This is a genomic window from Dactylosporangium sp. NPDC000555, from assembly GCF_040300025.1.
Classification (GTDB): Bacteria; Actinomycetota; Actinomycetes; order Mycobacteriales; family Micromonosporaceae; genus Dactylosporangium.
In genome coordinates this window covers 17,206-39,850 of record NZ_JBEPDB010000004.1, presented here as the reverse complement: position 1 = coordinate 39,850, position 22,645 = coordinate 17,206, and the positions used below count along the sequence as shown (strand labels likewise).

The 22,645-nt window shown below is 71.9% G+C and carries 21 protein-coding genes; 12 read left to right on the top strand and 9 right to left on the bottom strand.

From position 1 onward, the window contains the following. Window positions 1-184 precede the first annotated feature (184 nt). From ABT297_RS04730 to ABT297_RS04720, 3 genes are read right to left on the bottom strand one after another with little or no spacing between them, the layout of a single operon-like run. Entirely contained in the window at window positions 185-772 is a 588-nt protein-coding gene (locus ABT297_RS04730) for an isochorismatase family protein (protein ID WP_350544750.1), read from the bottom strand. Continuing rightward, window positions 769-2,055: a nicotinate phosphoribosyltransferase gene (locus tag ABT297_RS04725; RefSeq protein ID WP_350544748.1), complete on the bottom strand. Its 1,287-nt coding sequence runs from the start codon at window positions 2,053-2,055 to the stop codon at window positions 769-771. Before ABT297_RS04725 ends, ABT297_RS04730 begins: the two co-directional genes overlap by 4 nt. Window positions 2,056-2,090: 35 nt before the next feature. Then, window positions 2,091-4,715 (bottom strand): LuxR C-terminal-related transcriptional regulator, encoded by a 2,625-nt coding sequence (locus tag ABT297_RS04720; protein WP_350544746.1) that lies wholly within the window; start codon window positions 4,713-4,715, stop codon window positions 2,091-2,093. Window positions 4,716-5,008: 293 nt separating this feature from the next. Here ABT297_RS04720 and ABT297_RS04715 point away from each other — a divergent pair, with 293 nt between their 5' ends. The 6 genes from ABT297_RS04715 (at window position 5,009) to ABT297_RS04690 (ending at window position 9,182) form a co-directional block, all read left to right on the top strand. Next, complete coding sequence (locus tag ABT297_RS04715) at window positions 5,009-6,496, top strand: P-loop NTPase family protein (RefSeq protein WP_350544744.1); 1,488 nt, start codon at window positions 5,009-5,011, stop codon at window positions 6,494-6,496. A 15-nt stretch (window positions 6,497-6,511) separates the two neighbouring features. Next, complete coding sequence (clpS, locus tag ABT297_RS04710) at window positions 6,512-6,808, top strand: ATP-dependent Clp protease adapter ClpS (protein ID WP_350544742.1); 297 nt, start codon at window positions 6,512-6,514, stop codon at window positions 6,806-6,808. A 2-nt stretch (window positions 6,809-6,810) separates the two neighbouring features. Beyond that, on the top strand, window positions 6,811-7,305 hold the full coding sequence (locus tag ABT297_RS04705; protein ID WP_350544740.1) for a DUF2017 domain-containing protein: 495 nt from the start codon (window positions 6,811-6,813) through the stop codon (window positions 7,303-7,305). 47 nt (window positions 7,306-7,352) lie between these two features. After that, window positions 7,353-7,844: a M67 family metallopeptidase gene (locus ABT297_RS04700; RefSeq protein ID WP_350544738.1), complete on the top strand. Its 492-nt coding sequence runs from the start codon at window positions 7,353-7,355 to the stop codon at window positions 7,842-7,844. Window positions 7,845-7,915: 71 nt separating this feature from the next. Next, on the top strand, window positions 7,916-8,227 hold the full coding sequence (locus tag ABT297_RS04695) for a MoaD family protein (protein ID WP_350544736.1): 312 nt from the start codon (window positions 7,916-7,918) through the stop codon (window positions 8,225-8,227). Window positions 8,228-8,231: 4 nt separating this feature from the next. After that, window positions 8,232-9,182 (top strand): PLP-dependent cysteine synthase family protein, encoded by a 951-nt coding sequence (locus ABT297_RS04690; protein WP_350544734.1) that lies wholly within the window; start codon window positions 8,232-8,234, stop codon window positions 9,180-9,182. Between the two features lie 23 nt (window positions 9,183-9,205). Here ABT297_RS04690 and ABT297_RS04685 read toward each other — a convergent pair whose 3' ends face one another. Next, window positions 9,206-9,553 (bottom strand): hypothetical protein, encoded by a 348-nt coding sequence (locus ABT297_RS04685; RefSeq protein WP_350544732.1) that lies wholly within the window; start codon window positions 9,551-9,553, stop codon window positions 9,206-9,208. A 259-nt stretch (window positions 9,554-9,812) separates the two neighbouring features. On the opposite strand from ABT297_RS04685, the gene ABT297_RS04680 reads away from it, so the two are divergent. The 6 genes from ABT297_RS04680 (at window position 9,813) to rdgB (ending at window position 15,305) form a co-directional block, all read left to right on the top strand. After that, on the top strand, window positions 9,813-10,565 hold the full coding sequence (locus tag ABT297_RS04680; protein WP_350544730.1) for an MBL fold metallo-hydrolase: 753 nt from the start codon (window positions 9,813-9,815) through the stop codon (window positions 10,563-10,565). Window positions 10,566-10,632: 67 nt separating this feature from the next. Further along, on the top strand, window positions 10,633-11,781 hold the full coding sequence (locus tag ABT297_RS04675; protein WP_350544728.1) for a glycosyltransferase family 4 protein: 1,149 nt from the start codon (window positions 10,633-10,635) through the stop codon (window positions 11,779-11,781). Window positions 11,782-11,905: 124 nt separating this feature from the next. After that, complete coding sequence (locus ABT297_RS04670; RefSeq protein ID WP_350544726.1) at window positions 11,906-13,018, top strand: glycosyltransferase; 1,113 nt, start codon at window positions 11,906-11,908, stop codon at window positions 13,016-13,018. 100 nt (window positions 13,019-13,118) lie between these two features. Continuing rightward, complete coding sequence (locus ABT297_RS04665) at window positions 13,119-13,958, top strand: SGNH/GDSL hydrolase family protein (protein WP_350544724.1); 840 nt, start codon at window positions 13,119-13,121, stop codon at window positions 13,956-13,958. 25 nt (window positions 13,959-13,983) lie between these two features. Further along, on the top strand, window positions 13,984-14,712 hold the full coding sequence (gene rph / locus ABT297_RS04660; protein ID WP_350544722.1) for a ribonuclease PH: 729 nt from the start codon (window positions 13,984-13,986) through the stop codon (window positions 14,710-14,712). Beyond that, window positions 14,709-15,305 (top strand): RdgB/HAM1 family non-canonical purine NTP pyrophosphatase, encoded by a 597-nt coding sequence (gene rdgB, locus ABT297_RS04655; RefSeq protein ID WP_350544720.1) that lies wholly within the window; start codon window positions 14,709-14,711, stop codon window positions 15,303-15,305. Before rph ends, rdgB begins: the two co-directional genes overlap by 4 nt. 332 nt (window positions 15,306-15,637) lie before the next feature. Here the strand turns inward: rdgB and hutH are convergent, their stop codons facing one another. Genes hutH through hutU form a run of 5 tightly spaced genes read right to left on the bottom strand, consistent with a single transcriptional unit; the run spans window position 15,638 to window position 22,644 of the window. Continuing rightward, window positions 15,638-17,158 carry a histidine ammonia-lyase gene (gene hutH / locus ABT297_RS04650; RefSeq protein ID WP_350544718.1) on the bottom strand — a complete coding sequence of 507 codons (1,521 nt, stop codon included), beginning with the start codon at window positions 17,156-17,158 and terminating at the stop codon, window positions 15,638-15,640. Next, window positions 17,155-18,324, bottom strand: coding sequence for an imidazolonepropionase (gene hutI, locus ABT297_RS04645; protein WP_350544716.1), 1,170 nt, complete (start codon window positions 18,322-18,324; stop codon window positions 17,155-17,157). The genes hutH and hutI overlap by 4 nt, the downstream gene beginning before the upstream one ends. Then, a complete protein-coding gene (locus tag ABT297_RS04640; protein ID WP_350544977.1) occupies window positions 18,321-19,790 on the bottom strand; it encodes a formimidoylglutamate deiminase in 1,470 nt (489 codons plus the stop codon). Before ABT297_RS04640 ends, hutI begins: the two co-directional genes overlap by 4 nt. Then, the gene (locus ABT297_RS04635; protein WP_350544975.1) at window positions 19,787-20,992 is read right to left on the bottom strand and encodes an allantoate amidohydrolase; all 1,206 of its coding nucleotides are present in this window, start codon (window positions 20,990-20,992) and stop codon (window positions 19,787-19,789) included. Before ABT297_RS04635 ends, ABT297_RS04640 begins: the two co-directional genes overlap by 4 nt. Next, a complete protein-coding gene (hutU, locus tag ABT297_RS04630) occupies window positions 20,992-22,644 on the bottom strand; it encodes a urocanate hydratase (protein WP_350544973.1) in 1,653 nt (550 codons plus the stop codon). Before hutU ends, ABT297_RS04635 begins: the two co-directional genes overlap by 1 nt. Window position 22,645: the final 1 nt, after the last annotated feature.

Here is a 22,645-nt window from a genome sequence, read left to right as displayed (position 1 = left end):
ATGGACGACCCTTCGAGGTCCCGCAAGCGTAGCGAAGTCTGGCCATTTTCGCCACGCTCCGTGTAGGTGCTCCTTACGTTGCGACGTGAGAAGTCCTCACATCAGGTGCGGAACCGTTTGCCCGGATGACGGTACACGTCGGTTGTTACACGGCAAGTCCATCCACGTGCCATCGGCCGGACGGTCAACTCCCGGCCACGACCGGTTCACCGACGAGGGTCACGCTGGCCTCCCGCAGTTCGACCAGGGCGGACGCGGTCGTGGCCGGCTGGACGCCCGCGGTGAGGCCCAGGAGCACAGTTGTAACAAAGCCCTCACGCACCGCATCGAGGGCGGTGGCCCGCACGCAGTGGTCGGTCGCGATGCCGACCACGTCGACCTCGGTGACATCCCGCTCGCGCAGCCACTCGGCCAGCCCGCGACCCCCGGCGGTGCCCTCGAAGCCGGAGTACGCCGCCGCGTACGACCCCTTCTCGAAGACGGCCTCCACGCGCGCGGTGTTGAACGACGGGTGGAAGCCGACCCCGGCCGTACCGACGACGCAGTGAGCCGGCCAGGTGCTGACGTAGTCGGGGTGCGCGTCGAAGTGCGCGCCGGGATCGATGTGGTGATCCTGCGTGGCCACGACGTGGTCCCAGTGCCTGTCGGTCAGCTGCCCGCCGGCCAGCGCGGCGGAGATCGACGCGGCCACGGCCGCCCCGCCGGCGACCGCGAGGGAACCGCCCTCGCAGAAGTCGTTCTGCACGTCGACGACGATCAACGCCCGCGTCATGCGGTGCCTCCAGAGATGATGACCGGGACCGCCGGGTCGCCGGCGGAGAGCTTGAGCCCCTCCCAGGGGATCGAGATGAGGCACTGCCGGAGGTGCTGGCGCGAGTCGGCGAGCGTCGGCAGGTCCTCGGCCGGCTCGCCGCCGCGCAGCAGGGGCCGCTGCAACGGCCGGTCGTGCGGCTGGGGCTCCGGCGCGCCGAGCGAGACGACGACCTCCTCGGTCGCGGTGCCGGTGGGCTTGTGCCGGCGTACGGCCGTCTTGCGCCCGCCGACCGTGCCCTTGTTCTCCGAGCGCTTCACCACCGGGCGCCCGTCGACCTCGACGAGCTTGTACACCAGCCCCGCGGTCGGCGCGCCCGAGCCGACGACCACCGCGGTGCCCGCGCCGTAGGCGTCGACCGGCTCGGCGGCGAGCGCCGCGATCGCATGCTCGTCGAGGTCGCCCGACACGACGATCTGAGTGTCGGTAGCGCCGAGCGAGTCGAGCAGTGCCCGGGACTCGGAGGCGAGCACGGACAGGTCGCCGGAGTCGATGCGCACGGCCCGCAGGTCGGGGCCGGCCACCGCGATCGCGTTGCGGATGCCCTGCGCGATGTCGTAGGTGTCCACCAGCAGCGTGGTCTGCTTGCCAAGCGTCGCCACCTGCGAGGCGAACGCGGCCGGCTCCGAGTCGTGCAGCAGCGTGAAGGCGTGGGCGGCGGTTCCCGTGGTCGGGATGCCGTAGCGCCGGCCCGCCTCGAGATTGGACGTGAACGCGAAGCCGGCCAGGTAGGCGGCCCGGGCGGCGGCGACCGCGGACTCCTCCTGGGTGCGGCGCGAGCCCATCTCGATCACGGGGCGACCGCGGGCGGCGGTGATCATCCGGGCCGCGGCGGCCGCGATCGCGCAGTCGTGGTTGAGCACGGAGAGCACCAGCGTCTCCAACACCACGCACTCGGCGAACGTGCCGCTGACCGTCAGGATCGGGGAGCCGGGGAAGAACAGCTCGCCCTCGGTGTAGCCGTCGATGTCGCCGCTGAAGCGGTACTTGCTGAGCCACTCGGCCGTGTCCGCGTCCACGACGCCGCGGGTGGTGAGGAACTCGATCTCCTCCGGCCCGAAGCGGAACTTTCCGATGAGGTCCACCAGGCGGGCGTTGCCGGCCACGACGCCGTAGCGGCGCCCCGTCGGCAGCCGGCGCGCGAACACCTCGAACACGCAACGGCGGTCGGCGGTGCCGTCGTGCAGGGCCGCGGACAGCATCGTCAGTTCGTAGTGGTCGGTCAGCAGCGCGCTACTCGTCACACGACCAACATATGCCACCCGTTATAGGACGCCGATCACTCCTCGGGCGGCAGGGAGCGCAGCGCCGCGGCGAGCTCCGCCCGGCCGGTCACGCCGAGCTTCGCGTACACGCGCATGAGGTGGTTGTCGACCGTGCGGGAGGAGAGGTACAGCTGGTCGGCGATCTCCTTCGACGGCACTCCGGCGGCGGCCAGCCGCGCGATCTGCCGCTCCCGGCCGGTCAGCATCGGCTGCGGCACCACCAGCGCCGGCGTGACGGCCTGCGGGCACTCCAGGCGCAACTCGGCGAGGCGTTGCGCGGCCCGCGGGGTCTGCGGCGAGCGGATGCCGCGCAGCAGGGTCACCGCGCCGGCGGCGGCCTCGGCGGCGAAGAGGTACATCTCCATCTCCGCGAGCTCCTCGGCGACCGACAGCAGCGACCCGCCGTCCTCCTCGGCCATCGCCCGCACGTGCCAGGCCATGGCGGGCGCGAGCCGGCCCTCGACCGACCGCGCGAGCTGCGCGATGCGGTCGTTGACCTCGGTCGCGAGGCCGAGCCGGGCGAGGTCGTAGAGGGCGAACATCTCGTGCGCGGCGAAGCCGTCGCTGCGGTTGCGCGCGGCGAGCAGGCGCAGCACCTCGACGGCCGTGGGTATGTCCCCGGACGCGACGGCGACCCACGCGCGGGCCTCCTCGATCCACGGGTACAGCACCTCCATGGAGCGGTAGTGCGTCTGCTCGGCGAGGGTGAACGCATTCGCGGCGGCGGCCGCGTCGCCCAGCAGCGCGGCGATGTGCGCCCGCTCGGCGTGGGCGAGGGCCACGAAGATCCGTCCGGTGGCGAGCATGGCGCTGGCCTGGCTCGCCGCGCGGCCGGCCTCCTGCAGGTGGCCACGCAGCCGGGCCGCCTGCGCGCGGACGATCTGCAGGTAGCCGGAGCCGAGCAGGAAGTTGCCCGCGTCGGCCATGCCGGCGAACTCGGTGGCCACGATCGCGTCGACGGCCGCCATGTCGCCGGCGAGGATCATGGCGGTGCCGCGGGCCAGCTCGATGCCCAGCTGGATGTACGGCACCTCGGCCCGCCACTGGGCGGCGTCGGCGTCCAGCGACGCCATCGCCTTGACCGTCTGCACCGGGATGCCGCGCATCGCCTGCAGGTGGCCCATGATGCTGCGGGCCAGCGCGCGGGGCCCGGGTGCGCTCGCCGGGCTGTCGAGCACGGTGCGGGCGAGGGTCAGCGCCTGGGCGTGGTCGCCGCGGTGCAGGCGCATGGTCGACTCCACCGCCAGGGCAAGGGAGCGCTCCCGCAGATCGCTGAGCTTGTGGGCCTGGCGGTTCATCTCGTCGGCGGTCGACGAGTCGCCCAGGCCCCACTGCGCGGTGATGTGGCGGATCGCGAGCCACCGGCTGCGCTGCGCCTCGTCGATGATCTGGTCCTCGTTCTGGTCGAGGATGAGCGCGCCCTCGTCGGGGCAGCTGGCGAACATCAGGATCGTGGCGAGCGTCTCGGCGGCGTCGAACCCGCCGCCGGCGGCGACGGCGGCCTTGCCCAGCCGCATCGCCAGGGCCATGTCGTAGGTCGCGAAGGCGAGGCGGCAGGCGTTGAGCAGCAGGACCGGGTCGCGGGCGGTGTCGCTGTCCAGCCGCCAGACGGCGACCCGCAGCAGGTCGTCGCGGCGGCGCGCACCGGTGTCCTCCACCAGAGTGGCCAGGTCGGCGAGCAGGCGCCGGAACCGGGTGACCGGGCAGCGGCGGCGCACGACCTCGCCGTACAGCGGATGGGCCAGCCGGACCATGGTGCGCCGGTCCTCCACGACGACCCGCACCAACTGCCGTTCCTCGGCGATCTCGACGGTGGCCAGATCGGTGGCCTTGACCAGCAGCGGCAGGCCGATCGGCTCGCCGAACGCGACCAGTTCCAGCACGCCCCGCTCCTGCGGGGTGAGCTGGCCGATGCGGGCGTCGACCACCTCCGTGAGGGTGGGTGCCAGGTCGACCTTGCCGGTCCAGCGCTGCATGCCGTAGCTCTCGATGACCTCGCCGGCGGCGTGCGCGGCGATCACCAGCTCGCGCAGCAGCAGCGCGTTGCCCTGGGAGAGCTGCCAGAGCCGGTCCACGGACGCCGAGTCGACCGGGCCGCCGAGCACCTGCTGCAACAGGTCGGAGGTCTCCTGCAGGGTGAGCGGCCCGAGCTCGATCCGCTCGGCCAGGTCGTCCTTCCACAGCGCGCTGATCGGGTCGTGCACCGGCTCGCCGGTGCGCACGGTGCCGATGACCGTCGCGTTCTCCGAGCGGGCGACGTAGTACACCAGCGCGGCCGACAGCGGGTCGAGCAGATGTGCGTCGTCGATCGCGACCACGATCGGCCGCCCGGCCGCCTGGCGGTGCAGCGCGTCGACGGCCCAGCGCAGCAGCCCGGCCGGCGAGCCGCCCGCCGGCTGGTCCGGCGGGAGCACCTGCGCCAGGCCACCGAGCGGCAGGCCGGCCGTCGCGGCGTTGGCCGTCGCCGTCCAGACCGCGATTCTGTCCTGGTCAAGGGCGTTGACGCCCTCGCGAAGCAATCGGCTCTTGCCGATGCCTGGCGGGCCGCCGAGAATCAGTCCGCGACCGGTCGAGCCGGTGGCCGCCTCGGCGACTCGGATCAGTTCTGCGCTTCTGCCGACAAAGCTCCAGGGAGGCACAGATGCAGCATATCGATACGTTGATTACTCGCAGTACCCACGGCAGCACGAACTTTGAGTAGTGTGCTCGGCGCCAGTTGAGTAGCTCCGACCCTGCTGCCGTAAGTGTCCGTTCACGTAGCGTTCCGGTGCCCGCCGTGCACGCCCTTGAGCTGCGCGTGGGCGGGTCTTCCCGGGCGTGCACAAGGAGGTCGCACATGGGCTTCGGGGTCCTGCAGGCGCCGCTGATCGATATGACTGTCACGTCTTCGCCGGACTACGGCGTCACGACGAGTGGGAGTCCAGTGTCCGCCATGCCGGTTCGCGGTCGCCGGAACCACCGGCAGCCGGCCGCCCCGCTCCGGCCGCCCCACCATTCCTACGCGGTCGTCGCCGGCGCCCCGCGCGGCGGGAAGACGGCCCTGGTCGACGCGCTGATCCGGCGTACGGCCGAGGAACCGATCGACGCCGGGGACGCCTGGCTGGTGTTCCGGCACGGCGAGCGCGCCGACGCGTGGGCCTTCGTGCCCGGGCACCGAGAGCCGCGCCCCTTCCCGGACCACAGCTCCGTCAAGGGCCCGGCCCGTCCGGCCCGCCGGATCGAGATCACGCACCCCTCCGACCTGCTGGAGCGGGTCGCCCTCGTCGACACGCCCGACAGCGGGGGCCTGGACGCGGCCACCGCCGAGATCGTCCTGGACGCCGCCGCCGGCGGACTCGGCCTGCTCTTCGCGGTCGACGCCGAGGCCCCGCTCACCCGCGCCGACCTCGACCTGCTGGGCGCCGCCGACGGCCGGGTGGAGCGGATCGCGTTCGTGCTCACCGGCATCGACCAGCACGACGGGTGGCCGGAGACGCTGGCCGCCAACCGGGCGCTGCTCGCCTCGCGGGATCCCTGGCTGGCCACCGCACCGTGGTTCCCGGTCTCGCTCGACCCGGCGAACGTGTTCGGCGTCGCCGAGCTGCGTCACCTGCTCGAGACGTGGGCCGGCGAGCGGGCCTGGATCGGAGCACAGGCCGACGAACAGGCCGGTGCCCGCACCGGCGTCGCCGCCGCCACCGTCTCGGCGACGGGTGACGCTTGGCAGGAAATGCTCGACCGGGAGATCCGCGCCCGCCGGCTGGCCGCCATGGAGCGCGTCTCGATCGAGCTGGCCACCATCCACGTGCGCTGCGTGCAGGAGCTCGGCTCCGGCAAGGGCTGCCCGGAGCTGCCCCGCGTGCTCGACCGGCAGCTGCACGCGCTGTCCGTGCGCAGCACCCGAGTGCTCCACGCGGACACCCGCGAGGTGATCGGCGCCGTCTTCGGCTCGCTGCTGGACAGCCCGCCGGACGAGGTCGTGCTCGCCCGGGTCGTCGCCGCCGCCCGGCGGGCCGTGGACGCCGCGCGCGACGACGGGCGCGAGCGGGACCGGGTGCTGCTGGTGACGACCACATCCGGCGTCGCCGCGCTCACCGGCGCCGGGGCGCTGGACGGCCTCTCCGCGGTCGGCGCCTGGTCCGGGTCGATCAGCGCGGAGCCCCACCGAGCCGGCCCGGGCGCAGAGGACGTCTGGCGGGTGCTCCCGGCGCTGGGCATCGGGCTCAACGCCGGGTCGTATGCCATGTGGCAGCCCCGCCACGCGCCGGGCGGGCCGCCGAAGCTGCCGGACAAGAAGGACTGCCGGCGCTGGCTGCAGCAGGCGCTGCGGGAGGTCGAGGTCGGACTCGGTCACGAGCTCGACGAACGGTACGCACAGTTGCGTCAGGCGCTCGAGATCATCGCGGGGGACGCGGTCGACCATGGCGTGCTGCTCGCTTGATGGCACCATGATGGTATGGCGGCGCCGCAGGTCCTACCGATCGAAGAGACCCACGTCGAGGTTGACGAGGTGCCCCAGACCGACCGTCCGTGGGTGACCGTCGTCTGGAACGATCCCGTCAACCTCATGAGTTACGTGACCTGGGTTCTGCAGAAGCTGTTCGGGTACAGCAAGGAGAAGGCCGAACGCCTGATGTTCGACGTGCATCACAAGGGCAAGGCCATCGTGACGAGTGGTGTGCGCGAGCGCATGGAATACGACGCGTCACGGTTGCAGGCACACGGCCTCTGGGCGACGGTGGAACAGTCGTGACCATGTTCGTACGCGAAGGCAAGGTGTGTGTCGCCCGGTTCGGTCCGGGCGAGGCCGCCGTGCTCAACGAGGTCATGCTCGAGGTGATCACCCTGCTGTCGGAGGGGTTCGACCGCGCCGATCCGGTGATCGAGCGGCTGTTTCCCGATGTGTACCGCGACGATCCCGCCCTGTCGGCCGAACTGCGTCGCTACACGGAGGACGATCTGCGCTCGGCGAAGCTGGAGCAGGCCGCGATGCTGCTGGACGCGCTGCCGGTGGAGGGCGGCGAGGTGGCGCTCGACGAGGAGCAGGCGGAGGCCTGGCTCCGCGCGCTGACCGACGTCCGGCTCAGCCTCGGCATGCGGCTGGGCATCGTGGACGACGACGTCGACATCGAGGCGGAGCTGGACGACGCCATCCTGAGCGATCCGACCTCCGCCCGGGTGGGGCAGCTCTCCGTGTACCAGTACCTGACGTACCTGCAGGAGTCGCTGGTCGGCGCTCTCATGGCGTGAGGGCGGTCACGGGCGAGTGTCGCTCGGGTTTCGGTACTCTGTCAGGCGTGCTGACCATCGACGCCGCGATTCTCGACGCGATCGTCACGCACGCCCGTCGGGACCACCCGGACGAGGCGTGCGGGATCGTCGCCGGTCCGGCTGGCTCCGACCGGCCCGAGCGGCACGTGCCGATGGAGAACGCGGCCCGGTCCATGACGTTCTACGAGTTCGACTCCAAGGAGCAGCTGCGGCTGTGGCGGGAGATGGACGACGCCGACGAGGAGCCGGTCGTGGTCTACCACTCGCACACCGCGACGGAGGCCTACCCGTCCCGCACGGACGTCGCCTTCGCCGGCGAGCCCAACGCGCACTACCTGCTGGTCTCCACCCGTCACCCCGAGCTGACCGAGATTCGGTCGTTCCGCATCGTGGACGGGGCCGTCACCGAGGAGCCGGTTCAGGTAGTTAATGCAGTCGTGGATCCGAACGCCGTCCAGACCTACCTCTTCGGGCAGAGTCCGACGACCGTCGACTACGAGTGTCAGACCGGCAGCTGATCAGCCGCCGTGCAGCACTCGTCCCGTTCGTCGTCGTCCAACACTCATGCCACACCTGGAGGAGAAAAATCATGGCTATCGAGGTCCGTATCCCCACCATCCTGCGCAGCTACACCGGCGGTGCCAAGACTGTCGACGGATCCGGGGACACGATCGCCGACCTGCTGACCGACCTGGACTCGCGCCACGCGGGCCTGAAGGACCGGCTCATCACCGGTGAGGGCAGCCTGCACCGGTTCGTCAACGTGTACATCAACGACGAGGACGTCCGGTTCCTCGGCGCGCTCGACGCGAAGCTCAACGACGGCGACTCCGTGACGATCCTGCCCGCGGTCGCGGGCGGCGCGTTGGCGTTCGCCGCCGCACACGCCCTGCGGGGCTGATCGCGTGGCGCGCTACGAGTCCCTTCTCGACGCGTGCGGAAACACGCCGCTCGTCGGCCTGCCCCGGCTCTCGCCGAGCGCCGACGTTCGGCTGTGGGCCAAGCTCGAGGACCGCAACCCGACGGGGAGCGTCAAGGATCGCGTGGCGCTGTGGATGGTGAAGGCGGCCGAGGAGTCCGGCCGCCTCCGCCCCGGCGACACGATCATCGAGCCCACCAGCGGCAACACCGGCATCGCGCTGGCGATGGTGGCGAAGCTGCGTGGGTATCGGCTGGTCTGTGTCATGCCGGAGAACGTGTCCGCCGAGCGGACCTCGATCCTGCGCATGTATGGCGCGGAGATCATCTTCTCGCCGGCGGCGGGCGGCTCCAACCGCGCCGTCGCCGTGGCGAAGGAGATCGCGGCCGAGCACCCGGACTGGGTCATGCTGTTCCAGTACGGTAACGAGGCCAACGCGCGCGCCCACTACGAGTCGACCGGGCCGGAGATCCTGCGCGACCTGCCCACGATCACCCACTTCGTGGCCGGTCTGGGCACCACCGGCACGCTCATGGGCGTCGGGCGATACCTGCGCGAGAAGGTCGAGGACGTCGAGATCGTCGCCGCCGAGCCGCGCTACGGCGAGCTCGTCTACGGCCTGCGCAACCTCGACGAGGGATACGTGCCGGAGCTGTACGACGCGACGGTGCTCACCCGGCGCTTCTCGGTCGGCACGCGAGACTCGGTGTTGCGCACCCGGCAGCTGGTCGAGGTCGAGGGCATGTTCGTCGGCTTCTCCACCGGCGCGGTGCTGCACGCCGCGCTGGCCGTCGCCCACCAGGCGCTCAAGGCCGGCAAGCGGGCCGACGTCGTGTTCCTGGTCGCCGACGGCGGGTGGAAGTATCTGTCGACCGGCGCCTACGGCGGCACCCTGGCCGAGGCTGAGAGCGCCCTGGAAGGTCAGCTCTGGGCCTGAGGTCCATCAGGCCCGATCGCGCCCTACAGGCCCGTGACGACCCAGCCGGTCAGCAGGGTCGCCGAGGCGACGCCCAGCAGGGCGAACGGCAGCCGCCGGTGGTGCACGCTCGCGAACGCCGCGATCGTGCACGCCAGGCCCAGCAGGCCCACGGTGATGACGGTGGGGGCGTACCAGCCGCGGTAATGCCCGATGAGCCCCACGAATGCCCGCAGCGCCACCGCCATGCCACCGAGGCCCAGCGCGGCCGCCCAGCCGCACACGGCGGCGATCTGCCGGTTGGCCGGGCGCGGGTCGGTCGCCGTGGGCAGGCGGAACGCGTGCGGCAGTTGCCGGCGCAGCTGCTTCACGCGAGACACGTCGACCGACAAGGTGGCCTCCTCTTACCCGGTGCTGGCTCACTGGATGCAACGAGCGAGGTAGTTATGCGTGACGCAGTCGTGTCACGTTGGCGACATCTGGCGTCCGATCATTCAACCTGGGCTGCCAGTCCGGCGTAGGCTGCGCAGCGTGACGGGCCAAGTCATGCCCTACAAACGGCCGGTCCACGGATTGGATCTATCCTCACCCTGACCGGTGCGATCCACAGATTCGTTCGAAGACGGGAGACGGCGGGTTGAGGGCAGCATCATGAGGCTCACGGTTCTCGGCTGCGCAGGCAGCTTCCCGGGCCCGGAGGCGCCCTGCTCCGCCTACCTCATCGAGGCGGACGGCTTCCGCCTGTTGATCGACTTCGGCCCCGGCTCGATGTCGACGCTGCAGCGCTACCACGGGCTGTACGAGGTGGACGCCATCCTGCTGTCGCACCTGCACTGCGACCACATGCTCGACGCCTGCTCGTACATCGTCGCCCGGCGCTACGCGCCGGACGGACCGTTCCCGCCCCTGCCCGTGTACGCGCCGATCGCCGCCCCCGAGCGGATCGCGGCCGCCTACGGCGCCGAGAACGAGCCGATGTCCATCAGCGACGTGTACACCTTTTACGCGTTGCAGCCCGGCAGCTTCCCGATCGGCCCCCTGCAGGTCACCGTGGACCGGGTCAACCATCCGGTCGAGACGTACGGCGTGCGCGTCGAGCACCAGGGCCGGGTGCTCACCTACTCGGCCGACACGGCCCCCTGCGAGCAACTCATCCGCCTGGCGCAGGGCGCGGACGCGTTCCTCTGTGAGGCGAGTTACCTCGACGGCGTCGAAAATCCGCCCGACCTGCACCTCACCGGCCGGGAGGCGGCCGAGCACGCCACCAAGGCCGGCGTGGGCCGGCTGCTGCTCACCCACCTGGTGCCGGCGTGGGGTAGCGAGGCACTCACGCTGCAGGCCGCATCGAACGCCTTCTCCGGACCCATCGACATCGTCCGACCAGGTGCCCGATACGACATTTAGGCACCCGTTTGCCGTTTGGCCAACATATCGTGGCCGCATGCATGGACGCCCCCCTCATGGTCATGGCATGCGGATCGCGATCGTCACCGAATCGTTCCCGCCCGATGTGAACGGTGTTGCCCACTCCGTCGTCCGGGTCGCCGAACACCTCGTCGCACGCGGCCACGAGCCGCTCGTGATCGCCCCACAGCCATCGTCCGCGGCGCGCTCGGTCACCGGTTCGTTCCCGTATCCGATCGTCCGCGTGCCCTCCGTGGCCACGCCGGGCTATGGGAGCTTCCGGCTCGGGCTGCCCAGCCGACGCCTGGCCGCCGCCCTGAAGGCCCACCGCACCGACCTGGTCCACCTCGCGAGCCCGTTCGTGCTCGGCGCGCGCGGCATGACGGTGTCCGCGTCGCTCGGCCTGCCCACGGTGGCGGTCTACCAGACGGACGTTCCTGCCTACGCCCGTCTCTACTACAAGTCCAACCTCGGCGAGCAGGCCGCCTGGCGCTGGCTGCGGCACATCCACAATGCCGCCGACCGGACCCTGGCCCCCTCCACCGCCGCGGCGACCGCGCTGCACGGACACGGCATCGAGCGCGTGTGGCTCTGGCGCCGCGGCGTCGACGCCGCCCGCTTCGACCCGAGGCATCGTTCGGCCTCGCTGCGCCGCGCGGTGGCGGACGAGGGGCAGGTGGTCGTCGGATACGTCGGCCGCCTCGCGGTCGAGAAGCGGGTCGACCTGCTCGCCCCGGTCAGCCGCATCCCGGGAGTCCGCGTCGTCGTGGTCGGCGACGGTCCCGCCCGGGCGAACCTCGAGCGGGCCATGCCGGATGCGGTGTTCCTCGGCGAGCGGCGCGGCACGCAGCTGGCCCGGGTCTTCGCGAGCCTTGACCTGTTCGTGCACACCGGCCCGTTCGAGACCTTCGGCCAGACCATCCAGGAGGCTCTGGCCAGCGGCGTACCCGTGGTCGCGCCGGCCCAGGGCGGCCCGCTCGACCTGGTCGACGACGGCCGGACCGGCCTGCTGGTCCCGCCCTGCGACGCGACCGCCCTCGTCTCCGCCGTCGCCTCCCTGGTCGGCGACCCGGAGCGGCGCCAGGCGATGGGCGTCGCCGCCCGGGTCGCGGTCGCCACGCGCACCTGGTCCGCGGTCGGCGACGAGCTGATCCGGCACTACGTCGACGTGCACTCCGGCGGCCTGGCCGCCCGGTCCGTCCCGGTTCCGGCGTGAGCGGTCCGGAGCGCAGCGGAGGCTGCGGCGTGAGCGGTCCAGAGTGCAGCGGAGGTTGCTCTGGGCCGATCTGCGCGCAGCCGCATCCAGCAGGACTGGGCGGCGCCCATCGATGGGGCGCGGCATGACCTCTCGGATTGTGCGGCTGGCGAATTTCGTCATGCCGCGCTCCGGGGGGCTGCGCACGGCGCTGCACGCCCTCGGCGAGGGATACCTGGCCGCAGGCCACGAGCCGGTCCTCATCGTTCCAGGAGCCGCCCGCTCCGACGAGATGACCGCCCAGGGCCGCGTCATCACGATCCCCGGCCCCGTCGTGCCCGGCACCGGCGGGTACCGCGTCCTGCTCAACCGCCGCCGCCTGATCAGGCTGCTCGGAGACCTCGAGCCCGACCGGCTCGAGGTCTCCGACCGGTTCACCCTGCGCTGGACCGGCCGCTGGGCCCGCGAGCGCGGCATCCCGGCGGTCATGGTCTCGCACGAGAGCCTGGCCGGCCTGCTCACGTTCGCAGGCCCGCTCGGCAACCCCTGCGCGGACCTGCTCAACGCCCGCAGCTTCCGCTCGTACGACCGCATCGTGTGCACGACCGGCTGGGCGGCCGCCGAGTTCCGCCGCATCGGCGCCGGCAACCTGTCCCAGGTGCCGCTCGGCGTCGACCTCGAACTGTTCAACCCGTCCCGATACGACGAGTCCCTGCGCGCCCGCTACGCCGAGCCCGGCCAGGTGCTGCTCGTCCACTGCGGCCGGCTCTCGTCGGAGAAGCGCCCCGAGCGCTCGGTCGACGCCCTCGTCGCCCTGCGCAAGCGGGGCGTCGACGCGGTGCTCGTGGTCGCCGGTGACGGCCCGCTGCGCGCCCGGCTGCGGGAGCAGGCCCGCGACCACGCGGTGCACTTCATGGAGTTCGTGACCGAGCGCACCGCCGTCGCGTCGCTGCTCGCCACCGCGGACGTGGTCGTCGCGCCCGGCCCGATCGAGACCTTCGGGCTGGCCGCGCTGGAGGCGCTCGCCTGCGGAACGCCCGTCGTCGTGGACGCGGCGTCCGCGCTACCCGAGGTGATCGGCGCCGCCGGTGTCGCCGTCACCAACGATTTTGCGGGAGGTGTACTGCAAGTGCTCGCCCGACCGGTCGCAAAACGTCGAGCCGACGCCCGGGCCCGCGCGGAACAGTTCTCGTGGCCGGCCGCGGTCGCCGGGTTCCTCGCGGTGCATCATCCGTCCTCGACGGTGGCTGTGCCATGAACAGCGCCTTCACCACGCCCGTCACGCCAGCCGTCCTCGCCTCGGCTCCACACCCCTTTGTCTCCGGGGTGGCGGTTCCCTCGTCGGGGGTGGCGGCGTCATGACCACCTTCGCCGCGCTCGGCGACTCCACCACCGCCGGCTTCGGCGACCGGATGACAGACGGCTCGTGGCGGGGCTGGGCGCCGATCTTCGCCGAGGCGATCGGCGTCCGTCTGCACAACTTCGCCACCAGCGGCGCCCGAGCCGCCGACGTCGAGCGCGACCAGCTGCCCCGCGCGCTGGCGGTGGCCCCCGACTTGGCCGCCGTGCTCATCGGCACCAACGACACGCTGCGGGACCCGTTCTCCCCGGTGCGCTTCGCCGAGAACCTCGAGCGCACCGTCGCCGCCCTCCGCCGGGCCGGCTCCGAGGTGCTCACCATCCGGCTGCCCGACCCCGGCCGCATGTTCGGTCTGCCCGGCCCGCTCGCCCGGCCCCTCGCCCGGCGAATGGCCGAGATCAACCAGGCCGCAGACCTCATCGCCGCCCGCTACGACACCGTGCACTTCGACGCGGCGGGCAACCCGGACTCGTACGACCGCCGGATGTGGAGCGTCGACCGCCTCCACCCGAGCGAGCGCGGCCACCGGTTTCTCGCATGCTCGTACTTCGACCTGCTCGCCGCCCGCGGCTTCCTCGACGGGCCGGTCGCCGCCGGGCTGACCGCGGCCCGCCCCTCGCTCGAGCCGAGCAGCCCGCCCCCGACCGTGCGGGGGCAGGCATGGTGGATGGCCACCGCGGGCACCCAGTGGGTGATCCGCCGCTCGACGGACCTCCTGCCCGGCCTGCTCCGCCTCGCCTGGTCCGAGTGGCGGCACGGCTCACCCGACCTGGATCTGCTCGACCTCGAGCTCGGTGCCTCCGTGCGCAGTGACGAGGTACCGGGCAAGGTCGCGTGATCACGGCTTGACTAGGGTGGTCGGTATGGCTCGACCCGACGGACGCGCAGCGGACCAACTTCGTCCTGTATCGATCACCCGCCAGTGGAGCATGCACCCGGAGGGGTCAGTGCTCATCGAGTTCGGCGCCACGCGCGTGCTCTGCACCGCCAGCGTCACGGAGGGCGTGCCCCGCTGGCGCAAGGGCTCCGGCCTGGGCTGGCTCACCGCCGAATACGCGATGCTGCCCCGTGCCACCACCACCCGCAGCGACCGGGAGAGCGTCAAGGGCAAGATCGGCGGCCGCACGCACGAGATCTCCCGCCTCATCGGCCGTAGCCTGCGCGCCTGCATCGACCTCAAGGCCCTCGGCGAGAACTCCATCGTCCTGGACTGCGACGTCCTGCAGGCCGACGGCGGCACCCGCACCGCGGCGATCACCGGCGCCTACGTGGCCCTCCACGACGCCGTGGCCTGGCTCGCCGCCCACCGCAAGCTCGCCGGCAAGCCCGCCGAGGTCCTGCACCGCTCCGTCTCGGCCGTGAGCGTCGGCGTCATCGGCGGCGATCCGCGCCTGGACCTCTGCTACGAGGAGGACGTCGTCGCCGACGTCGACATGAACGTCGTCTGCACCGGCGCCGGCGACTTCGTCGAGGTGCAGGGCACCGGCGAGCAGAGCGTCTTCACCCGCGCCGAACTCGACACCCTAGTGGACCTCGGCGCCCTGGGCTGCGCCGAGCTCGCCACGCTCCAGCAGAAGGCGATCGCCGGATGAAGCTGCTCCTGGCCACCCGCAACAAGAAGAAGCTCGTCGAGCTCCGCCGCGTCCTGGAGGCCTCTGCCTCCCACATCGAGCTCCTGGGCCTCGACGACGTCGACCCCTATCCCGAGGCCCCCGAGACGGGCTTGACGTTCGAAGAGAACGCCCTGCTCAAGGCTCGCGAGGCCGTCCAGTACACCGGCCTGCCGAGCGTCGGCGACGACTCCGGCCTGGCCGTGGACGCCCTCAACGGCATGCCTGGCGTCTTCTCCGCCCGCTGGTCGGGCCTGCCCAGCGGCGCCCCCGACCGCGACGGCGCGAACCTCCGCCTGGTCCTGGCCCAGCTGGCCGACGTCCCGGACGAGCACTTGGGCGCTGCCTTCGTCTGCGCCGCCGCTCTGGTCTACCCCGACGGCCGCGAGGAAGTACTCCGCGGCGAGATGCGAGGCCACCTGATCCGCGCCCCTCGCGGTGACGGCGGCTTCGGCTACGACCCGATCTTCGTAGCCGACGGCTACACCCTCACGACGGCCGAGCTGCCACCGGACGAGAAGGACGCCATCAGCCACCGCGGCAAGGCCTTCCGCACCCTGGCCGGCCGTCTGTAGCCCCACTCACCGGCCCCACGCTCCTCTGGGCCGCGACCGCGGCGTGACATCGCTGCTCAAGCCCGCGTCGCGGCCCATTGCGGCTCTGTCGCCCAGTCCCGCGCCACGGCGCCATCGTCGGCGTCGCGCAGACCCGCGCGGGCTCTGGTCGCGTCGTGCGGGCTTGCGCCGCGTCGCTGTGCCTGGCCCGTGGCCCGTGCGGTGTCGCGCTGTCTGTCTACGCCTTCTCGGCCCGCGCTTCGCGCTGTTTGTGCCCGCGCTGTTTGTGCCCGCGCTGTGTCCGAGGGCGGGCCTCTGGGTGCGGCGGCCTCCGCGCTGCTCGGCGGCGTGCGTCAAGCCAGCGGGCCGGTCGCCCGTTCGATCTCCTTCCTCAGGTCGCGCGACCACACCAGGGCGCGGGCCGCCTCCATCACCGGGGCGAGGAACACGTCCGGGCCCGGTCCTCCCGCGACGCGCTCCACCGTCGCCACCGTGAGCCGGCCGGCGGGCGACGGCTGCAGGGGCGCCCGGAGCTGGATGCCGCGGACCGCCGAGATCAGTTCGACGGCCAGGATGCTGCAGACGTTGTCCAGGACCGTGCGCAGCTTCCGCGTCGCGGCCCACCCCATCGAGACGTGGTCCTCCTGCATGCCGGACGTCGGCAGCGAGTCGACGCTGGCCGGCGCCGCCAGGCGACGGTTCTCGGCGACGATGCCCGCAGCCGTGTACTGCGCGATCATCAGCCCCGAGTTCACGCCCGCGTCCGGCGTCAGGAACGGCGGAAGATCACGAGAGCGGGTCACGTCGAGGAGCCGGTCGACCCGCCGCTCCGCGATGGCGCCCACCTCGGCCGCCGCGATCGCGAGGTAGTCCGCAGCGAACCCGAGCGGCGCGCCGTGGAAGTTCCCGGTCGACTCGACTCGTCCGTCCGGCAGCACGACCGGGTTGTCGACGATCGAGCGCAGCTCTCGGCCGGCGACCGTCGCCGCGAACTCCAGCGTGTCCCGCGCGGCCCCGGCGACCTGTGGCGCGCATCGCATCGAGTACGCGTCCTGCACCGCATGCACCAGGTCGTCCCGATGCGAGTCCATGATCGGCGAACCCTGCAGCAGCCGGTGGATGTTCGCCGCCGAGGCAGCCTGGCCGGGATGAGGCCGGATCGAGTGCAGTTCCGGCATGAACGGCCGGTCGGAGCCGAGCATCGCCTCGATCGACAGCGCGGCGGTCACGTCCGCCATCGTGAACAGGTGCGCGGCGTCCTCGATGGCCATGATCAGCATGCCGAGCATGCCGTCGGTGCCGTTGATGAGCGCCAGCCCCTCCTTCGACGACAGTTTGATCGGCGACACGCCGGCGTCGAGCGCGCTGATCCGGGTGCCGTCCTTCGTCAGGACCCAGCCCTCGCCGATGAGCACCAGCGCGCAGTGCGCGAGCGGCGCCAGGTCGCCCGACGCGCCGAGCGAGCCGTGCTCGGGCACCCAGGGGGTGATGTCCGAGTTCAGCAGTTCGACGAGCGCCTGCGCGACCTCGGGCCGGACCCCGGAGCGGCCCATCGCGAGCGAGCGGATGCGCAGCAGCATCATCGCCCGGACGACCTCGCGCGGCATGGGCGCCCCAATGCCCGCCGCATGCGACCGGATCAACGCGTGTTGGAGTTCCGCCCGCCGCTGCGGTGCGATGAACGTATTGGCGAGCGCCCCGAAGCCGGTCGACACCCCGTAGACAGGGCGCCCGTCACGCTCGATCCCGTCGACGATGGACCGGCTCGCCCGCATTGCGTCGAGCGCGTCCTGCGCGAGGGTCACCCGCGCGTTGGCCCGGGCGACCGCGATGAGGTCGTCAGGGGTGATGCCAGAGGCGGTGATGGTGATCAAACCAGCTCCCCATTGAGCACGACGGTTGTTGTCAACGGCACCCCGGGCCGGTAGGCCAGGTGCACATAGGAGGGGGCATCGAGCACCACGAGGTCGCCGCGCGCCCCGACGGTGAGATGCCCGATGTCGCCGCGGCGCAGCGCGGCCGCCCCGCCACGGGTGGCGGCGAGCACGGCCTCGGCCGGCGTCATCGCCATCTCGCGCACGGCAAGCGCGATGCAGAACGGCATCGACGTGGTGTACGAGGAGCCGGGATTGCAGTCGGTGGCCAGCGCAACGGTCGCCCCTGCGTCGATCAGCGCGCGCGCCGGCGGATAGGGCGACCGGGTCGAGAACTCCGCGCCGGGCAGCAGCGTCGCGACGGTGGCCGACCCGGCGAGCGCCGCGATATCCGCCGCGGACAGGTGCGTGCAGTGATCGGCCGAGGCGGCGTTGAGTTCGACGGCAAGCTGGACGCCGGGCCCCTCGGTCAGCTGATTGGCGTGTACGCGTACGCCCAGCCCCGCATCGGCGCCCACGGTCAGGATCGCCCGCGAGTGGTCGGCGTCGAACGCGCCCCGCTCGCAGAACACGTCGATCCAACGTGCCCCGGCGCCTCGCGCCGCGGTGAGCATCGGCCCGCAGACCAGGCTGACGTAGTCGTCGGCCCGGTCGGCATACTCCGCCGGCACCACATGCGCCCCGAGGAACGTCGTTTCGACGCTGAACTCCCGGGCGACCCGCAGCGAGCGAGCCTCGTCGGCCACGCTCAGCCCGTAACCGGACTTGATCTCCATCGTCGTGGTGCCCTGCCGCAGCGCCTCGTTGCGCAGCCGGGCGACGTTCGCCCGCAACTGCTCGTCGCCGGCGGCGCGCGTCGCTCCGACAGTGGTGCGGATGCCACCCCCGGTGTACGGCTGCCCACCCATCCGCGCCGCGAACTCCGCCGAACGGTCGCCCGCGAACACCAGGTGCGAGTGACTGTCGACGAATCCGGGCACCACCGCCGCGCCGTCCACGTCGAGGCGCGCGTCGGCGGCCGGCGCGTCCGCGGCGCGCCCGAGCCACTCGACCCGCCGGTCGTCGATGACGAGAGCGGCATTGCGCCGAATGCCGAGCGGCCCTTCGCCCCAGGCCGGGTCCGCCGTGACCAGCTCGCCGATGTTGGTGACCAGCAGCGACCTCATCGCACTGCCCCGATCCGCCCACCGACGTCTGCCGAGACCGAACCGGTCGTCCCGCCGGTCTTCTTGTTGGTGTTCACCGCAGTCGAGGAAGCGTCGGCAGCGGCCGACCGGTCACCCTGTGCGGCGTGGTAGCCGGTCGACTCCGCCGAGATGTCCCCCAGCGCGCGGGTCAGGGCCGATCCGACGTCAGGCACGGCGACGTGGATTCCATCGTGAACGACGACGCGCCCGTCCACCACGACGTGGCGGACGTCGGCGGCGGTGGCCGCGAACCCGATCGCCGCCGGGTCGCAGCCGGCCGTGCGAGGCGAGTCGAGCGCCACGGTGACCAGGTCTGCTCGCGCGCCGACGGCGATGATCCCGCTGTGCGGCCAGCCGAGCGCGGCGTGCCCGGCCACCGTTGCGGCGTCGATCAGTTCGGCGGCGGTGAAGTGTCCCCGATGCTCGGTGTGGAGGCGTTCATGCATCTCAACACCGCGCGCCTCCTCGAACAGGTCGACGACCGCATGGCTGTCGCTGCCGAGGCTCAGCGGGCTGCCCGCGTCGACGAGTGCCCGGGCATGGCCGATGCCATCGGCGAGGTCCCGTTCGGTGGTCGGGCAAAAGCACACGCCGGTGCCGCTGTCGCCGAGTTCCGCCCGGTCGGCGTCGGTCAGATGGGTGGCGTGCACCGCCGTCATCCGTGGGCCCAGCAGCCCCCGGTCGGCGAGCAGCTCGGTCGGTGTGCAGCCGTGCACGGCCAGGCAGGCCTCGTTCTCCGCGCGCTGTTCGGAAAGGTGTACGTGCGTCGGCACGCTGCCGGTGCGCGCCGCGAGCTCGGCCAGGGCGTCGGCCGGCACGGCCCGGACGCTGTGCGCAGCCGCGCCGATCCGCGCGTGTGGGCGGCCCCGGAGCCGGTCCACCCGGTTCGACCACGCGTCGACCGATCCGTCGCCGAAGCGCAGCTGTACCCCTTCCAGCGGCCGACCGTCGACCCCCGCCGTCATGTACAGCGTGTCGAGCAGCGTGATCCGGATCCCGGCATCCGCGGCCGCCGCGATGAGCGCCTCGCCCATCGCGTTCGGATCCGCATACCTCACCCCGCCCGGGCCGTGGTGCAGGTAGTGGAACTCGCCGACGCATGTGATGCCGGCGAGCGCCATCTCGGCGTATACGGCGACCGCCAGTGCGTGATAAGAGTCCGGGTCGAGTGCTCCCGCCACCGCATACATCTGCTCCCGCCACGTCCAGAACGTGCCGCGGCCCCGTTGCGTGCGTCCGCGCAGCGCGCGGTGGAACGCGTGCGAGTGGGCATTGGCCAGCCCCGGCAGCGTGATGCCCGCGAGCCGCACCGCGTCGCCGGCCTCCGGCGCGTCGACCGGCGTCCACGGGCGCACCGCGACGAACCGGCCGCCGACGATCTCGATCAGCACGTCGTTCTCGACACCGGTCGGGAGCCAGGCGTGTGCGCAGTGGTAGCGCGTCACTGACATAGCCGTTCCAGCAGGTCGGTGAGCTTCTCCACCCCGACGGCGCAGTCGGTGTCGGAGGCCGACTCCTGCGGCGCGTGCGAGATGCCGGTCGGGTTGCGAACGAACAGCATCGCCGTGTCGACGTGGCGGGCCAGCACCCCGGCGTCGTGTCCGGCGCCGGTCGGCAGCACCGGCGCACCCAGTTCCAGCGCGGCGAGGCGGCTCACGTCACCGTTGAACCCGACCTCGTCGGTCAGCGACTCGGCGGCCATCGACACGCGGGTCCCGTCGTGCCGCGCGCGCTCCTCGGCCCGCTGATGGATCGACTCGACGAGCTTCTGCAGCGTGCCCGCATCGGCGGCTCGGGCGTCCAGCCAGGCGGAGGCGCGAGCGGCGATCGCGTTGGTGGCATTGGGTGCGACGTCGACCCGTCCGACCGTCGCATGCGCGCCGTGGACTCGGGCCGCCTCGTCGGTCGCCAGCACGGTGAAGGCGAGGGTGAGCATCGGGTCGTGCCGGTCCGCCATCCGGGTCGTGCCGGCGTGGTTGCCCTCCCCGGTGAAGTCGAACCGGTATCGACCGTGCGGCCAGATCGCGCTCGCCACTCCCACCGGCGCGTCGAGATGGTCGAGGGCCCGCCCCTGCTCAACGTGGAGCTCGACGAAGGCCCCGATGCGCGCCAGCCGTTCCGGATCGGGGCCGAGCCGGTCGGGGTCGAGCCCCGCGCGGCCGATCGCTTCGGCGAGCCACGTCCCTTCCCGATCGCGCAGGCGAAGTGCCTTGGCCGGATCGTAGGCGCCGGTGAGGAGCCGAGACCCCAGGCACGGCACGCCGAATCGCGCCCCTTCCTCCTCGGTGAACACGACGACCGCGATCGGCCGGGACGGCGTCACTCCGCGCTCGCGAAGCCGGTCGATGGCGAGCAGCCCGGACACCACGCCCAGGGGGCCGTCGTAGGCCCCGCCGTGCGGCACGGAGTCGAGATGGCTGCCAGTGACGACGGCACCCTCGCCATCGGGCTCGCCCCACCACGCCCATATGTTGCCATTGCGGTCGATCTCGACTTCCAGGTCTCGATCCAGCGCCTCTTCGACGAACCACTCCCGGCAGACCAGGTCGGTGTCGGTCCACGAATGGCGCACGTATCCGCCGTCTTCGCTGACCCTTCCGACCGGGCTCAGCGACTCCCACAGCGCCGCGAACCGCTCCGCGCTCATCATGACTGCTCCCGCATCGGTACCCGAAGTTCGGTCGCCTCGGCGACCGTGGCCGCGTCCTCGTATCCGGCGTCGACGTGTCGCAGCACGCCCATCGCCGGATCGTTGGTCAGCACCCGCGCCAGCTTCTGCGCGGCGAGCTTGGTGCCGTCGGCGACCGAGACCTGGCCGGCGTGGATCGAGCGCCCGATCCCGACGCCGCCACCGTGGTGGATCGACACCCAGGACGCGCCCGACGCCGTGTTGACCAGGGCGTTGAGCAGCGGCCAGTCGGCGATCGCGTCGGAGCCGTCGCGCATGGCCTCGGTCTCGCGATATGGCGAGGCGACCGATCCGGTGTCGAGATGGTCGCGGCCGATGACGATCGGCGCCTCCAGCGTGCCGTCGGCGACCATCTCGTTGAATCGCAGGCCAGCGCGGTCGCGCTCGCCCTGGCCGAGCCAGCAGATCCTGGCCGGGAGGCCCTGATACGCGACCCGCTCCTGCGCCATGGTGATCCAGCGCCGCAGGGACTCGTTCTCCGGGAAGAGGTCGAGGACGGCCTGGTCGGTCGCGGCGATGTCGGCGGGGTCACCCGACAGCGCCGCCCACCGGAACGGTCCCTTGCCCTGACAGAAGAGCGGCCGGATGTACGCCGGGACAAACCCCGGGAACGCGAACGCCCGATCGAATCCGCCGAGCTGTGCCTCGCCGCGGATCGAGTTGCCGTAGTCGAACACCTCGGCGCCGCGGTCGAGGAACCCGACCATCGCCTCGACGTGGCGCGCCATCGAGTGCCGGGCCCGCTCCGTGTATTCCTCGGGCTTCTTCGCCGCGTAGTCCGCCGCGTCCTCGAGCGCGATGCCGCTCGGCACGTAGGAGAGCGGGTCGTGTGCCGAGGTCTGGTCGGTCACGATGTCGACCGCCACGCCCATCCGCAGCAACTCTGGCAGCAGCAGGGCGGCGTTGCCGACGACCCCGACCGACAGCGCCCGGCGGGCGATCTGGGCCTCCGCCGCGAGCCGGACTCCGGCCTCAAGAGAATCGGCGATGACGTCGAGATAGCGAGTGGCGACCCGGCGCTCGAGCCGTGCCCGGTCGACGTCGATGATCAGGCATGCGCCGCCGTTCATCGTCACGGCGAGTGGCTGCGCGCCGCCCATGCCGCCACAGCCGGCGGTGACGGTCAGCGTGCCGGCGAGCGTCCCGCCGAACCGTTTCTCGGCCACCGCCGCGAACGTCTCGTAGGTGCCCTGCAGGATTCCCTGCGTGCCGATGTAGATCCACGACCCGGCGGTCATCTGCCCGTACATCGTCAGGCCGAGTGCCTCCAATCGCCGGAACTCCGGCCAAGTGGCCCAGTCGCCGACCAAATTGGAGTTGGCGATCAGCACCCGTGGGGCCCACTCGTGCGTCTGCAACACGCCGACCGGACGGCCGGACTGGACCAGCATCGTCTCGTCGGGCGCCAGCGTCGTGAGCGTGCGAACCAGTGCCTGGAACGACGGCCAGTCGCGCGCGGCCTTGCCCGTGCCGCCGTAGACGACGAGGTCCTGTGGCCGCTCTGCGACGTCAGGGTCGAGGTTGTTCATGAGCATGCGCAGGGCGGCTTCCTGTTGCCAGCCTCGCGTCGTCAACTGGGTGCCTCGAGGGGCACGGATTGCTTCCATGATT